The organism is Aeromonas enterica, from assembly GCF_054052465.1.
Genome location: NZ_JBSTYL010000012.1, coordinates 1 through 14,285 on the forward strand (window position 1 = coordinate 1; position 14,285 = coordinate 14,285).

The 14,285-nt window shown below is 50.2% G+C and carries 14 protein-coding genes; 5 read left to right on the top strand and 9 right to left on the bottom strand.

Features of this window, described 5'->3' with window-relative positions:
• On the top strand, positions 1-707 hold a 707-nt coding region (locus tag ACW5XD_RS13495), incomplete at its 5' end, for an Ig-like domain-containing protein (protein ID WP_456495331.1).
• A gap of 299 nt (positions 708-1,006) precedes the next feature.
• A complete protein-coding gene (locus ACW5XD_RS13500; RefSeq protein ID WP_456495332.1) occupies positions 1,007-1,489 on the top strand; it encodes a hypothetical protein in 483 nt (160 codons plus the stop codon).
• Between the two features lie 847 nt (positions 1,490-2,336).
• On the opposite strand, the gene ACW5XD_RS13505 is transcribed toward ACW5XD_RS13500, so the two are convergent.
• Together ACW5XD_RS13505 and ACW5XD_RS13510 are read right to left on the bottom strand one after the other, a co-directional pair.
• On the bottom strand, positions 2,337-2,606 hold the full coding sequence (locus ACW5XD_RS13505) for a hypothetical protein (protein WP_456495333.1): 270 nt from the start codon (positions 2,604-2,606) through the stop codon (positions 2,337-2,339).
• 165 nt (positions 2,607-2,771) lie between these two features.
• Positions 2,772-3,047 carry a hypothetical protein gene (locus ACW5XD_RS13510; RefSeq protein ID WP_456495334.1) on the bottom strand — a complete coding sequence of 92 codons (276 nt, stop codon included), beginning with the start codon at positions 3,045-3,047 and terminating at the stop codon, positions 2,772-2,774.
• Between the two features lie 435 nt (positions 3,048-3,482).
• Here ACW5XD_RS13510 and ACW5XD_RS13515 point away from each other — a divergent pair, with 435 nt between their 5' ends.
• Complete coding sequence (locus tag ACW5XD_RS13515; RefSeq protein ID WP_456495335.1) at positions 3,483-4,472, top strand: helix-turn-helix domain-containing protein; 990 nt, start codon at positions 3,483-3,485, stop codon at positions 4,470-4,472.
• Between the two features lie 153 nt (positions 4,473-4,625).
• Here the strand turns inward: ACW5XD_RS13515 and ACW5XD_RS13520 are convergent, their stop codons facing one another.
• From ACW5XD_RS13520 to ACW5XD_RS13545, 6 genes are all read right to left on the bottom strand, one after another.
• A complete protein-coding gene (locus ACW5XD_RS13520) occupies positions 4,626-5,081 on the bottom strand; it encodes an ion channel (RefSeq protein ID WP_456495336.1) in 456 nt (151 codons plus the stop codon).
• Entirely contained in the window at positions 5,069-6,112 is a 1,044-nt protein-coding gene (locus tag ACW5XD_RS13525; RefSeq protein WP_456495416.1) for a DUF2955 domain-containing protein, read from the bottom strand. The genes ACW5XD_RS13520 and ACW5XD_RS13525 overlap by 13 nt, the downstream gene beginning before the upstream one ends.
• A gap of 37 nt (positions 6,113-6,149) precedes the next feature.
• Entirely contained in the window at positions 6,150-7,271 is a 1,122-nt protein-coding gene (locus ACW5XD_RS13530; protein WP_456495337.1) for an HlyD family secretion protein, read from the bottom strand.
• A 15-nt stretch (positions 7,272-7,286) separates the two neighbouring features.
• Positions 7,287-8,801 carry an efflux transporter outer membrane subunit gene (locus ACW5XD_RS13535; protein ID WP_456495338.1) on the bottom strand — a complete coding sequence of 505 codons (1,515 nt, stop codon included), beginning with the start codon at positions 8,799-8,801 and terminating at the stop codon, positions 7,287-7,289.
• A gap of 23 nt (positions 8,802-8,824) precedes the next feature.
• Complete coding sequence (locus ACW5XD_RS13540; protein ID WP_456495339.1) at positions 8,825-9,931, bottom strand: AI-2E family transporter; 1,107 nt, start codon at positions 9,929-9,931, stop codon at positions 8,825-8,827.
• A gap of 433 nt (positions 9,932-10,364) precedes the next feature.
• A complete protein-coding gene (locus ACW5XD_RS13545) occupies positions 10,365-11,360 on the bottom strand; it encodes a helix-turn-helix domain-containing protein (RefSeq protein ID WP_456495340.1) in 996 nt (331 codons plus the stop codon).
• Positions 11,361-12,134: 774 nt separating this feature from the next.
• On the opposite strand from ACW5XD_RS13545, the gene ACW5XD_RS13550 reads away from it, so the two are divergent.
• Both ACW5XD_RS13550 and ACW5XD_RS13555 read left to right on the top strand, forming a co-directional pair.
• Positions 12,135-12,551: a hypothetical protein gene (locus ACW5XD_RS13550; RefSeq protein ID WP_456495341.1), complete on the top strand. Its 417-nt coding sequence runs from the start codon at positions 12,135-12,137 to the stop codon at positions 12,549-12,551.
• 186 nt (positions 12,552-12,737) lie between these two features.
• The gene (locus tag ACW5XD_RS13555) at positions 12,738-13,112 is read left to right on the top strand and encodes a hypothetical protein (RefSeq protein WP_456495342.1); all 375 of its coding nucleotides are present in this window, start codon (positions 12,738-12,740) and stop codon (positions 13,110-13,112) included.
• Between the two features lie 234 nt (positions 13,113-13,346).
• Here the strand turns inward: ACW5XD_RS13555 and ACW5XD_RS13560 are convergent, their stop codons facing one another.
• Positions 13,347-14,258, bottom strand: a complete 912-nt coding sequence (locus ACW5XD_RS13560; protein ID WP_456495343.1) for a LysR family transcriptional regulator — start codon at positions 14,256-14,258, stop codon at positions 13,347-13,349.
• Positions 14,259-14,285: the final 27 nt, after the last annotated feature.

Here is a 14,285-nt window from a genome sequence, read left to right on the forward strand (position 1 = left end):
GGTCTAGCTCAAATGCATCTGTCGCGTCAGTATCACAGAGTGGATATGTCTTTGGGAATGGCACCGGCAGCGCAACGATCACAGCTAAATATACTGAAAATGGTACTCAGTATATTTCCACCTCAGTGGTGACCGTCACTGCTCCGGCAGTCAGCTACAGCAGTTTGTCTGTGTCGCCAACCAGTGCCAGCATCTCGGTGGGGGCGACCAAGCAACTGGTAGCCACGGCCCACTACAGTGACAGTACGACCAAGACGGTGACTACCAGTGGCACTACCTACAGCAGCTCGAACAGCGGCGTGGCCACGGTCAACGCTACAGGTTTGGTGACAGGTAAGGGAGCGGGTAGCACAGACATCACTGCGACATATATTGAGGGGGGGGTATTGCACTCCGCAATTTCAAAAATAACTGTTAGTGTTAGTTTCATGACATGCACGCTTGAACTTGTCCCAAGCCCATACGATTCTGTTTTGGTCGGAGCAACAGATGACATTCTTTTGAGAACACCGGGTGGCCAATCGGTAATACCTACGTCAGCCTATATGGAAACGGGTACTACATATCTCTCGGTTACGGGAAATTCGACTGATGGCTTTAAACTTACTGGTCTTAAGGCTGGAAGTGGTAAAATTAACCTTTATTATAATGGGAGCTATGGCATCTGCGCTGGTTGGTCTCAACTTATTTACGCAGTAAATCCATAGTTTATATAAATGTAGTCATTAATGGGGAGGACACGTTACGTCCGATGGCCTTCCCATTTTAAATACAGGTATGAACTGTGTTCTCTTGATTTTTTTTGATGATAATTGTGCTGATTAAGAGATGTGATTTAAGTTTTCATTGAAATAAATTCGACGTTTTCGTATGTTATACGCGTTGAAATATTTACATGTATTGTGTGTAAATATATTTTTTGTACCTAGCTAAAATTATGTGTAAAAATAACTTGGGAGATGACAACATGAGAAAAATAACTTTATTGGTATCTGTAGGCTCATTTTTGCTTGCTGCTAATGCCAATGCCGCATTATTGCCCACCCAAGCGGCGGAGACGCTGACCTGGAAAGGACTGGTGCCCTTCTCCGTTGCCAGTGACAAGGTGGTGATCACCGGGGAGTTGGGGGGGCCGATCCGGGCCGGTTTCTTGAATGTCAAAAAAGACGGCACCTTCAGCTCTACCGCGATCAATGTAGAGGCCCACGATAATCTGGGTGATGCCACCACGCCAGTGGTCGGCGATCCTGTCTCTGGCAATGTAAAATGGGGCCTGGCGGCCTACACGGTCGATGCCTCGACCGCTGACATGAGCGGTGCCAACCTCACCTTCGTGGCGAATGGCAATGCACTGACCACGGGCAGCACCATCAAGGATGGCTATGCGCTGGCCGTCAACGTGGCCAATGATGCGCCTATTTCCAGCATCACCGCCGGTGAGCGGGTACAGGTTAGCGCCGTCATCACGGCTGAATTGGCACTCTTGTAATTTCGATAGTAGAACTATCTTTCCATTAAAAGGGTGAGTGCTGCGGCGCTCATCCTTTTTATTCATTATCACTTGCACGGTTGTGGTGTTAGTCCATCGCCATCCGTCATCGCGCTGCCGGAGGATGAAACCACCAGGGGCGTGAGCATGGGTCACAGCTCCATGGCCGATGGTTTAAGTCAGCATGATGAATAGACTGCAATCACATAAGTACAATGCCAGCTCTCTGCAAAGGGATGGGTGTGTTTTATCGCCCATCTTGGCAGCGCGTTGCCGTCATGAGCACGGCTTTCATAATATGTGACTATTGCTGGGGATTAATATTCTGGTTCAATCTACATTCAGCTGAAGGTGGTGATAATCATCATGTCAGCGCGTATTGAGCCACGTGTTGGTGTTGTTAAGCATGTTATTCAATGAGTATTGTTGTTAGCCAACTCGAACGAGTTGGCTTTTTTTATAAATACGCGGGGGATCTATTTTTCTTGGCGCCTGACAGGTTATATTCAGGTTGTTTCAGTTATCATTGTTGGGTAAACAGCTTGTCTTTTTTCGTATCCTTCCTGATGTGACAAAGTCTCTACTCGGTAATGAGTCATCTTTTCATTTGTCGCAGTTACCTGTGTTATTATTGACCCATGCTTTATGCATGGGTTTTTTTTGTTCAAAAGATAGGGTGCAGAGGAACGAGAGCAATGAATCGAAATGAAGCATTTAATATCCCTGACCGAAATAATAACGAGGATTTTTGGTGGTGTAGGCAGAAGACAATATGTTGTGATGGAGGGGGAAGGCGTAAGGGATGTAGGTGCATTGCCAGATAATATTGGCCAAGTAGATAAGTGATTCAGGTTTCAGGGCTTAATTTACCCCAGCGTGAAGAGAGCAGCTTTTTCCAGCTGTAACCCGTTGGGTGATTCTTGGTCTGGCCGACTTGGCGTCGAAAAGGGCGGCGCCTGGCATCAAGGATATAGGGATGAATCTCGATGATCTTGATAGCTGCCTGTAACACTCCTCGAATTCTTACCTGTTGCTCGATGAAGACAATAATATCCTGACGCTGCCGCATGATTGAAAAATCGGAGCTGATCAACTTGGGGGGCAGGTCCAGTGCCAAGGCCACCTCCCTTGAGCGTAGTGGCTTCTGTTGCGCCAGCATCCAGTGTGCGACCTGTAAATAGCGTGGCGGTTCAATAGTCTGCATATTATGGGGGCGCTTGTGTTATGGGAGGGCGGCTTCGGGTGATCTTGATGGAAGCGCCCTCATATGATTTGGTAACTATTATTTTTTAGTTTTTTCAACGGTATTTTTAATATCATCCTTCTTGTTTGACAGCCCATCCTTGGTATCGTTTATTTTTTCTACTTTCTCATCAATTTTGCTGTTGTCGGTGATCGTATCCTTGGCGGCTTCGGTGGCCGAGCATCTGCCACCCACCCCTATGGTGGCATTCATGGCGGCACTTTTCATTGCCTTTTGAGCATTGCAATCCGGGTTAACTATCCCGGCTTGAGCCATGCTGGATAACAAAAAACAAAAAATAGCGATTCTTTTCATATTGTTACCTTTCACGTTAAAGAGAACAAATGTTCATTCATCATGATAGTCCAGTGTCGGTATGGATGACATGTCCAGCATGTTGAATTAATCAATCAGTCAATATTGTTGCCATCGTTGCATTCTAAACAGTCATCGTCGAATTGCGCATGAGTTATTGCGATGAAATACATATCAAATGCGATGGCTTTGAATGGTGCCTGGTACAGGCGCCAAGTTGTTTTAGTGATGCGTTTCGTAGTTGGGCAACTATTGTTCGCAAATGACAAAGTTTGGTTGCTGCAATTGTATAAAATATTGCTGTCATGTTTTGGGGGGGATGCGGCTTATTGCTGCTCGCGAGTCCCATCGCTATCTCATATGGAGTTCTTTTTCCAGGTGCAGGCATAGCATATGGCTCTGCTATTTTGTTTTTTGTAACGCAGGAACAGCACGATGAATATATTCCTTGTCAGCAATGTCACACTGAGCGGCTACGAGCAGTTGGTGTCCGAGATGGGTGGCGATGCCAGTGAATTGCTCGGGCTGGTCGAGTTGAGTGCGTCAGATATTGCCAACCCAGATGGCTACTTGTCGTATCTGGCATATGCAGATTTATTAAATTACACGGCAGTGAAACTCCATGACCCATTATTTGGGCTGAGGTTGGCTCACCGCCATGGTCCCGACCTGCTTGGCCCTTTATCACTGTCATTGCGCTTGCAGCCGAGCCTTGATGCGGCGCTAGATTATTTGCTCTCGCATTCATATCTGTTCGCATACGGCCAGCTACTGACCAGGGCCGTCGATGGTGAACATACCCATATAATGATTAATTATGAGTTCATCAGGGAGCATGGCTATAACGAGCTGAGGCAATCATCGTCCCAGCATTTGCACAACTATCTATCCACACTGGTGGTCGATGACATTGGTCAGTTAAAAATCCATCTACGCCAGCCAAAACCCGCGTCGATTGATAAAGAGTTTGATTCGGTGATATTTGATGCGGAGTTTGATGGTGTCAGCTTTCCCAGTGAATGGCTGACGTGTGGCTTCAATATCGACAACGAACATATTTTGCAATTCGTCGATCAATATATGATGGCGCTAGTTAAAGAGTTTCCTCACTCTTACTCGGAAATGGTCAGCACTGTGGTGATCCGGTTTCTCAAAGAGGGAGACTGTTCCATGCCGCGTGTTGCAAAAACATTGCAGTGTGGGGTGCGCACTCTGCAATTAAGGTTGAAGGAGGAAGGAAGCTCCTACGGTAAAATTTTGCAGAAATGTCGACAGGAGCTTGCCTGTAATTTATTGAAGTTTGAGCAATATCGTGTAACGGATGTGGCATTTGAGCTGGGATTCTCGGACGTGTCTACTTTCAGCCGTAATTTCAAGTCATGGACAGGGATCTCTCCGTTGCAATGGCAGAAAGAGAATACATAAGTCGGTTGCCATGGTGTTCAGAGCGCTGTTTTCTTGTGGCTCGTGGCATTCCACGTTCTTTGACGGCAGTTTGTCAGCGTATCACGGACGCGGATGAGCGCGCGGCATCAACGGCAGGTGGTTAACCTGCCGTTTTTTATTGTGGCCGTGGTTTCATTCCCTTCGCATTTTCCGCTTCAGTTGTGCCTTGATCAGCGCCTGTAACACGGCCATCAATGCTGCCCCTGTCATACCGAACATCAAGACACCATTGGCGGCTTCAAGCGGTCCTAATAACTTCCAAGAGTGGCTCATGACAATATCGCCATAACCGAGCGAGGTGAAGTTGACCCCGGAGTGATAGATGGCTTCGTACAGGGCATCGAATTCACCCAGCAAGAGGAACAGCCCTCCCCAGATCATGATCTGGGTTAGGTTGCCCAATATCAGCAGTACCATGATGGCCAACAGGGGAATGAGTCCCTGACTGAGATGACCTGGTTGTGCGGCCGTGTGCACCCGATCGATGTAAAAGCGCACCGCCAGAAAGGTCAGCGTGGCTTGCAGGATCAGACAGATCATCATGATGGGCAGCCCCACCAGCAGGTTTGTCAGTATCAGGGGGAACATGGTGAGGCCTCGTCATTGGCTGGTGTCAAAAGGGGGGCCGTCCGGTGTTTTCGCCAGCGCTCCAGTGTCCAGACCGCTCCCCAGGCATAACCGGCGACCAGCAGAAACAGACCGAGTCTAAACAGGGAGGCCTGCATCACATCTTTACCGTTGGCACTGTCCTGGATGGCGGGCCCCAGCAAGATGATCATGGTCATCAAGCCATTGCTCCAGTAGGAAGGGGGCAGTCGGCTCTGTGTGACGCTAAATAGCCGCTGTCCCAACCAGAGGGCGCCAATCATTACCCACAGCATCAACATCCACAGCGTGGGCCAAAGCGCGAGCCCGGCCCAGGCGATGGTTGCGACGAGTGCGCCCGTCAGGGTGGAACCAATCAACTCTTTGCCAGCATGGCGTGCCCGCATGGTACAGGCCTGCTGACTCAACGCCACCGTCTTCATGATGGCGGCCAGGTAGTGACCGGGATCCTGCAGCGCCATTATCAGCACCGGCAGCACGATGATCACTGCCCGCAACGCGATCCAGCCTGCATCCTCTGCGCTCAGCGGCCTGCTTTTGACTGCCAGGCCGGGCTCGTCAGGAAACAGATTGTGGGAGACTGTGCTGATGAGTGCACCCAGCATGACACCGATCGCCAGCGCCTGGATCACCATGAAGGCGAGCGCCTGTTCGGCAACGCCAGCCACCGGGATCAGGGTAAAGGTGATGATCAACAGGGTCAGCAGGGGGTTGGCACTTTTGAGCCCAAGATAAAAAAGCGCATAGAGCACCATGGCGATCAGCATCAGGGCACTGGCGGCATAGTGTTCAAGCAGGGGAACCATCATGACCCCGGCCGCCATCAACACCATGAGAGCCCCGCCCATCAGGAGCCCCTTGAGAGGAGGAATGGGCGGACCAGGTTTGCACAGTAGCAGGATCACCACCAGACAGCTGAGATGAGGTTGGGGAAGTGCCAGCCCATAGGTGATGAGGACGCTGAGCCCCACCCCCAGAGTGAGGCGCAGTGCGGCCTTGTCGGCCCGATGCATCTTCAAGGATATCCTCCGTATGGCATGTGTTGGCCACTCAATAGAAGTAGGAGAGCATGCTCATCAGTCTGATAAAGCCTGCACCCAGGGTGTTCATCAAGCCGCTGTCACCGCTGTATACCAGCACCTCTGCCTGGCCTCCGACCCGGATCCCGGTCACCGCCTTCAACTCACCCGGCTCAAATTCGATGGCAACCGGAAAGCGCTGAGCCTGACGCAACCAGTCGCGATTGTTTTGCACCGTCGGCAGGCTGCCTGCTGCGGCCTGGCTTCCCGAGCTCACCCCGTTGCCAAGGCTGCGTACCTTGCCTTTGAAAACATGACCCGGCATGACATCGAGCACGATGGCGACGCTATTTCCCGGTGCCATGTTGCCGAGGTTGTTCTCCGTCATGTCGGCGCTGATCCAGACATCGTGAATGGCGATCAGCGTCATGGCGGGCGCACCTGCCGAGGCGAACTGACCCGCATCGGTGCGCAGATCCGTGACCAATCCGCGTGATGGGGCCAGTACACGGGTATTGGCAAGGTCCAGCTCCGCCTTCTCGATGGCGGAACGGGCGCTGACGAGCTGAGCGTTGTTTTCTCCCTGTGCACCGGCAGCTTCCCTGGCCTGGGTCAGACTGGCCTCTGCGGCCTTGACCTGACTCTGTGCCTGTATCCGGGTGGCTCTGGCAACTTCCAGTCGGCGCACAGAAATGGCGCCCGGATCCTCGGCATAGAGACGTTCCTGGCGACTGGCATCCTGTTCTGCCTTGACGGCATTGGCCCTGGCCGCTTGCAGTGACGCTTGGGCGGCAATGACACCCGCCCCGGTGGCATTGACCGATCGCCGTACTGAGTCATAGTCGGCGTTGGCTCGTTGCAATGCGATCTGGTACTGGCTTGGATCCAGCGTAAACAATGGCTGGCCCGAAACCACCTCGTCATTGTTCTTGACCAGCACCTGGCTGACCTGGCCCGAGACCTGGGCGGCAACAGGCACAACGAAAGCCTGCACGCGAGCCTGAGTGCTGTAAGGGGTCAGTCGATCGGCCGCGAAGTACCAAAGCAGGCTCAATAGCAGCAGGCTCAGCAGCAGCAAGGTGCCGATACGGGAGCCTCTTCCAGGTGGTGGCGGTTGGGTGGTGGGCGGGGTAGTGGCTTCTTGGCTCATCATCTTCTCGTCATGACATTAGGGGGCGTCGGGCGCGGGCAGGGGATCGGTCAACAAAGACCCCCATTGATTGCGAGATTGCATCTGTCGGCGGCTCTCTTCGTCCAGCAAGGGGCGGTTGCGTCCCTGCTGCCATCCTCCCCCCATTGCCTTGTAGAGCGAGATCAGGTTGAGCATGACATCGCCCCGGCTGCTGATTAACCGCTCCTGCTGGTTGAACAGTGCTCGTTGGGAGTCGAGTACGCGCTGGAAGTCCGCCATGCCTTCGCGGTAGCGTATATTGGCAATATCAAGGGATCGCCTGGCGGCCAGCTCGCTCTGTTCCAGCAGGCTGATCTGCTCTTCGCTTCTAGCAAAGCCAATGGCGGCATCGTCTATTTCACGGGCCGCCCGCAGCAAGGTTTCCTGATAATTTTCCCTGAGCTGCTGAAAGCGGGCATCCTGTACCAGCACGGCATTGCTGAGCAGGCCATGGTCAAATACATTCCATTTAACGCTGGGCCCCATCCCCCACTCCAGGGTGGAGCTGCTGCCTGCAAGGGAGGTCGTCGACAATCCCACCGAGCCCAGCAGTGTCAATGAAGGGTAGAGTTCCGCTTCTCTGACGCCAATGAGTGCGGATTGGGCTGCCATCTGCCGCTCGGCCGCGCGCACATCCGGACGTCGCCGGATCAGATCGGCAGGCATCTCCATTGCCAGCGCCAGGGTGGCGTGGGGAATCTTGCCTGTGTCACCGCTCATCTCGGGTAACGGTCCCGGGGCCCTGGCCAGCAGGATGCCCAGGGCATTCTGGCCTTGACGCAAACTGGCCTCGATGGCCGGAATGCTGGCGAGGGTGCTGAGATACTGTGTTCTGGCCTGCTGTACATCCAGTTCGTCACTGTTGCCGCTGCGAAACAGTTTCTGGGTGATCTCCAGACTGCGAGCTTGCAGACGGGCATTTTCATGGGCTATCTGCAGCCGGGCCTCCAGTGTACGGATACTGACATAGAGGCTGGCCACCTGTGCCGCCATCAGAACCTGGATATCGTCATACTGGGCGAGGGTGGCAAAGTAGCTGGCATCCGCAGCTTCGATACTGCGCTGGAACTTGCCCCAGAAGTCGATCTCCCAGCCGAGATTGGCACCGATACCATAGGTCATGGCGTGTGTATCAGACCCATCGCGTAATTGACCGGTTTGCAGGGCACTGCCATTGACCTGCTGCAATTGTGGGTAACGGCTGCTGTCGGCAATCCCGAGCTGGGCTCTGGCCTCCAGAATGCGCAACCCGGTTGCGCGGACGCTATGGTTACGGGTCATGGCCTCATGGATCAAGGCGTCAAGCACGGGATCCTTGAACGCCGTCCACCAGGCATCATTGCGTTCTACTCGCCTATCGGCACTGGCCTGGTTGAGGGCACCTCCTTTCCAGCCCGTGATGGCTTCCGCTTCTGGTCTGACGTAATCCGGGCCCAGCGTGGCGCAGGCGCTCAGCAACAGGGGGCCGAGCAGAGCGATGCCGATCGGTATGCTGCCGGCATGGCGTTTCATGGTTGGAGTTTCAGAGTACATCTTTATGATTCTGTCGTGATGAGAGGCGAGGGGAGATGGTGCTCGGTGACCCAGGCCATGAATATCTGATAGCCAATGGCAAGCAACGTTGCCCCGACAAACATGCCCAGGATCCCGCCTGACACCATGCCTCCCAGCGCTCCCAGCAAGATGACCGGCATGGGAGCATCGACACCTCGGCCAAGCAGAATGGGTTTGAGCACGTTGTCTGCCATGCCGGAGATGATCAGCAAAACCGAATAGGCGATGGCCGATGGGGTGCTGTAGTCACCACTGGTCCATATGTAGATGATGGCGGGAATGAAAATGAGCGCGGCAGGTATCTGGGCGATCCCCAGGATCAAGGCAACCAGAGAGAGCAGACCGGAGGCCGGGATACCCGCCAGTGCCATCGCCAGTCCAATCAGCATGGCCTGAATGAAGGCCACCCCGATCACACCCTGTGCGACGGCACGGATAGTGGCGGTGCAGAGCAGGACGAATTCATCCCCACGCTTACCCATAATCCGGCCCGAGATGGCGCGTGCCCCTTGTTGGCCCGGCTGACCATAGGCCATGATGATGCCTGCGATCACGAAGGCAAAAATGAACTGCAGCAACCCGGTCCCCATGCTGGCCACCATACTGAGCGCGGCTTTGGACAAGTTGCCAATCTTGGGTTGCATGCTTTGGATGAAGGCTGGCAGATCGGTTGCCGCCTGCTGCCAGATAGGGTAGAGCCGTTTGCCGATGACAGGCCAGTTGGCGATGGATTCCGCAGGCGGTGGTAAATGAAGGCTGTTGCTGCGGATATCGTGGATAAAACCGGTCACAGTATCGGCCAGCGAACTGGTCAGCAAGGCCGTTGGCAATACGAGCAGCACCAGCCCGCCCATGACCAGCAAGATGGCTGCTTGCCCCTGTTTACCGTTCAACCTGGCCGCCAATACCTGCTGGAAGGGATAGAGAGTCACCGCCAGAATCAGGGCCCACAACATCAACGTCAGAAAGGGGGCGAAGATACCGTAACAAGTGATGACCAATGCCAGGATCAGGCCGGCTTTAATCAGTACATCCAGTAATTTGTTAAACAGACGACGCTCCAATTCAGAGTCGGATTCGTGTTGCATAGTAGATTCTCGTGGTTGGCTAGTTGGGATGGTTGTGTATCGTCGGATCATGAACCTTGTATTATCTGGATAACTTCCTGTTGCGAAGCTGAACTGAAATACAGTTATGTTTTTAATCAAAAAAGATGCGCAAAATATCAAGTTTTCAACTGGTGTTAGCACAGGTTCAATGAGTTGGACGTATGCTCATCCATCCCACCATTAAAAGGAGTCTATATACATGAGTGTGTGTGTCTCTTAAGGGTTCATTATGTGTTGGTATCAACCGATAAGGAGGGGAATACATGGCGTGTTTTATAAAATGAAGTGAATTGTAATTAAGCGTTGTCATTCGGCATAATATATGATGGCATCATGCTGATGCATCATGGCTATGGTGCATCAGCATGACATTTTTATAACTGTGAAATTGATAAAGTTTATATCGCTGGGCTTATGTTTTTTGGTCTTTTCTCCATATGGATGGTGATTGGCCTGTCCAGTCCTTGAAGTTCTTACTAAATGTGGATACGTCTGAATAGCCAAGATTTAATGCTATGTCCGTCATGTTGACATCTTTTTCTTTGAGACTGTTTATGGCAATCTGCAGCCGGCATTCTTTCAATAATTCATTATAGTTACAACCGATCTCTTTTAATCTGAGCTGCAGCGTTCTAGGATGTAGATCAAGTGAGCGTGCGACCTTTTCAATACTACACTCTCCGCTTGGAAGGATTGTACTTATCGTATGTGACACCATCGTCAATAAATTATCTGGATAGACTTCTTTAAGTTCATTGAGATGGTTGGTCATAAAAAAAGTCAGGCTTTCCTTGTCCATTGAGAACTCAGATTCCAGCCAGGATTGAGGAAACGACAAGCCATTGAAATCTGAATTAAAAATGATATGGTTCAGTGGGATTGATGGAGATGCCGGTGCTGACTGGGTCAAGTGTACGTTCAGCTTGGTTGTGTCAAAGCTCAGCCTGGCAGATAGTAAATTATATATTCTTTGTGTCGCAAGTTGATAGATATGAATGTATTCATTATGTTTGTCAAAATTATATGTCAACGCAAGTCGCTGTCTGTCATGTGAGCTGGATGAGGTAAGAAAAGTGCCATTTGCATGTAAATAATAAACCGGCTTTATAAACTCGATGGCATCTTCAACTGTCGGTTGAATAAATGCGGCAAGCTCAAGCCCACCCAGTAAAATTGTGGATTTTATATTGGCAAACATAAACCCAAAACATGGGTTGTTGAGTTCTTTTGCAGTAAATTCTAACAGACGGCACACCAAGTCATGAGATAAGTAGCCCTGCGGTTCTCTAAGCTGAGCAGATGTTATTCCAAAGTGTTTGAGATATGCTTGAGGATTGCCAGATAATTTCCTTACCAATCGCTCATACTCGGATAATATAGAGTTTCTTACTACATAGACAGTTGACATAAATAACCCCCAAGCATCAATGAGTTTATCTTTTCCATAAAATAAAATCTTTTTTTGTTATTTAATTCTGAGTATTAGATTTGCATAGGTGTGGATGAAGTTCAAGAACATTAAAATGAATTAAAAATTATGATGTTCTAATGACTCCTTGTATGTGAATGGATTAGAAAAACCTGAAGTGTTCGCTTATCTTATTATGGGTGAATATCTTGTGAAGTGTGATTTTTAAATTTTCTTAAAAAACAATATGATATAGAAAGTTGTTATGAGGTGGTAAATATGTATTCATGATTCGATTGGCTCACGGGCAATCAGAAAGGAATGCGCGGTTGTACAACGCAGGTACAACACATAGAGCGCATAGAAATGTCAGGATGATGTCATGATTGCCATATCAATTCATGAGCCAAAAGGACACCATTTTCTTCAGTAAGATAATTCGGCACTAACTCATATTGAAGCATGTGGTGCAATTTGGGACCCTGTGTTGGTGGGTTTAGTTACCCGGCGACATGACTTTATGTAACCTGATTGAATCCTATGTGGAGTTGCGTGGTCGTGAAGACGCTGATATGAGTGATATATATTATCAAAGATAGCTGATGTTTATTGCTTGAAATATTAGGTGTCGAAAATAGATCTTTTCGTAAACGGTCATTAAAAATTCGTAAAAAAACAAACAATAAATATCTTAACTTGGCAAGATACGATATCAGCATGATGCTACATCATAGCAATTTTATATGCTTGGGATATTAACTATAAGGAATAGATATGGATGTATCTGCTATGAGTGTGGTTGCGGAGTATGTGAGGCATACTCGTCCAGGTGTCTTATCGGATGGTATAGTTATTAGCACAATAATAAATATGGGATGTATATCATACTCGGTAGACTATCGTCTACGTAAGACTACATTGCATTTTAATGATGGTTCAACCTATCAAAGTCCTCATGAATTACCAGAGGTAAATATTCAGCTTCATTGTGATGAGATGAAACTTGAGCATGCAATGTCCATCGCACATGACTCTGAGATTTATTATAGTCAATTTTTGAGGTTGACAATTAAGGCTGGCGCAATTGGTTATGAGGTTTGGTTGGTTGATGGTGTCATCAATATGTTTGGAATCGGTGGGTATGTGATAACAAAAAGGTTTAAAACTGCGAAAGATTATTTAAATTTATAGTTGTGTCTGTATTTCTGGCGTGCTTAATGATGATTTTCAATATTGCGATATATGCTAATTAGTTTGCCTATAATTTTAAGGGGCGGAGAGAAAGTCTGATATGAGCTATTGAACTCCATTCGGAGTCGAATGACGGGCACTTCATGATTAATCCTCTCATCTTCGTCGACAGTGAGTTCATTCGTAATGCAAACCCTGGTCGCATCATTATTATTAATTTCAGGCACGTGCTTGGCCCGCATATTTTCAAGTTCATTAACCAACGACAGGCATTATGATAATTCAGGGGGCTTTGGTGGAGGCCACCATCACCTAAGCTCCCAGTGTCACCAAGGCAGCCATGCAAGAATTAATGCTGAATATATGAGGGCCAATATTTTCACCAAAGAGGGCTACGCGTTTCGCATCATCCAACTGCATCGCGACATACAGGGACAACTGAAAATAGATAACCCGCTGGCGATGTTATTTACACTACAGAGCCTGTTTTGGGTGAACCAGATGATATGTCAGTGGCAGCGATCTCATTACAAAGAGGAAATGATGCCAGATATGGCATAAGAGCTTTATAAATAGGCGAAGTGAGGGTGTTTTTCGTAAAAACAGACCCAAACAGTCATAGTGTTAAACGACGAGCCAGCTGGGGAAAATCAACTGCTTGTTCTTACCCCCTAACAGTAAGAGAAAATGAATCATGGCAATTCTTGACCTGTTGCGTGTATTGCTGCCGGGACGTTTTTTCTGAAAAACCATGCTGTAGTGGCGTGATACTTGGCGCAATAGGGTACTGAAACATTAATCAGCAGTGTGAAGTGGGTTTGCTTCTTTTGTTGCCAGATCGAGAAAGGCTCGCATGGCAGGGGTGACACTCTGCTGGCGGGTAAGAAAAACGGTGGTGCCTGCGTCGAGCTGCTCCAGAGGCTGACAGACCAGATCCGAAAGCTGGCTGGCGGAGTGGGCGAGACCGGCACTGACGATGGCCCAGCCCAGCCGATGGCGCACTGCGCTCACCAGATGGAACAGGGAGTCGGTCTCCAGCACTACGTTGAGCGGGATCCCCGCTCGCTCTGCCGCGAGATCCAGATAGTTGCGAAACTGCATGGTGCGGCTCGGCAATACCAGCGGCTGCTGTCGCAGGCTGGCGAGGGTCATGGGGGCATCTGAGGGGAGGGGCGTTGCTGCGCTGCGGTGCATCAGCACTGCCATCCGGTTTTGCCCCTGCGGGTAGATGTGAAAGGTCCGCTTGTTGGGATCGCCGGAGGGGACGTCAAACCCCAGCCCGATATCGCACTGATGGAGCGCCAGTTGTGACAGCAGGGCTTCATTGCTCAGCACCGACAGACGAATGACGATATCAGGATAACGCTGCTTGCACCTGGCGATAAACGGCATGATGTCGACATTGGATTGCGGCACTATGCCGATGCGCAAGGTACCGGACAGCTCGCCATGAAACAGCGCGAGCTCCTGTTTTAGCGCCTCCTGCTCCAGCAACATCCGCTCGGCGTACTGGCGCACCAGCTCGCCTGCCTCGGTCAAGGCGACAAACTGGCTGGTTCGCAGTACCAGATCCGTACCGAGGTTTTTTTCCAGCGCCGTGATGCTGGCCGACAGGGTGGGCTGGGTGATGTGGCAGGCTTTGGCTGCCTTGGCAAAATGGCGATGCTTGGCCAGTTCGTGAAAATAGTGCAGTTGCTTGATGTTCATGGCGATCTTGCGGGTGAGTGGGAGGCG

Coding starts and splice junctions, on each gene's coding strand:
- ACW5XD_RS13535 (WP_456495338.1), bottom strand. CDS start 8,801: ATGAAACGCCATGCCGGCAGCATACCGATCGGCATCGCTCTGCTCGGC.
- ACW5XD_RS13545 (WP_456495340.1), bottom strand. CDS start 11,360: ATGTCAACTGTCTATGTAGTAAGAAACTCTATATTATCCGAGTATGAG.
- ACW5XD_RS13560 (WP_456495343.1), bottom strand. CDS start 14,258: ATGAACATCAAGCAACTGCACTATTTTCACGAACTGGCCAAGCATCGC.
- ACW5XD_RS13520 (WP_456495336.1), bottom strand. CDS start 5,081: ATGTTCCCCCTGATACTGACAAACCTGCTGGTGGGGCTGCCCATCATG.
- ACW5XD_RS13555 (WP_456495342.1), top strand. CDS start 12,738: ATGCAAACCCTGGTCGCATCATTATTATTAATTTCAGGCACGTGCTTG.
- ACW5XD_RS13525 (WP_456495416.1), bottom strand. CDS start 6,112: ATGCATCGGGCCGACAAGGCCGCACTGCGCCTCACTCTGGGGGTGGGG.
- ACW5XD_RS13540 (WP_456495339.1), bottom strand. CDS start 9,931: ATGCAACACGAATCCGACTCTGAATTGGAGCGTCGTCTGTTTAACAAA.
- ACW5XD_RS13530 (WP_456495337.1), bottom strand. CDS start 7,271: ATGATGAGCCAAGAAGCCACTACCCCGCCCACCACCCAACCGCCACCA.
- ACW5XD_RS13515 (WP_456495335.1), top strand. CDS start 3,483: ATGAATATATTCCTTGTCAGCAATGTCACACTGAGCGGCTACGAGCAG.
- ACW5XD_RS13550 (WP_456495341.1), top strand. CDS start 12,135: ATGGATGTATCTGCTATGAGTGTGGTTGCGGAGTATGTGAGGCATACT.
- ACW5XD_RS13510 (WP_456495334.1), bottom strand. CDS start 3,047: ATGAAAAGAATCGCTATTTTTTGTTTTTTGTTATCCAGCATGGCTCAA.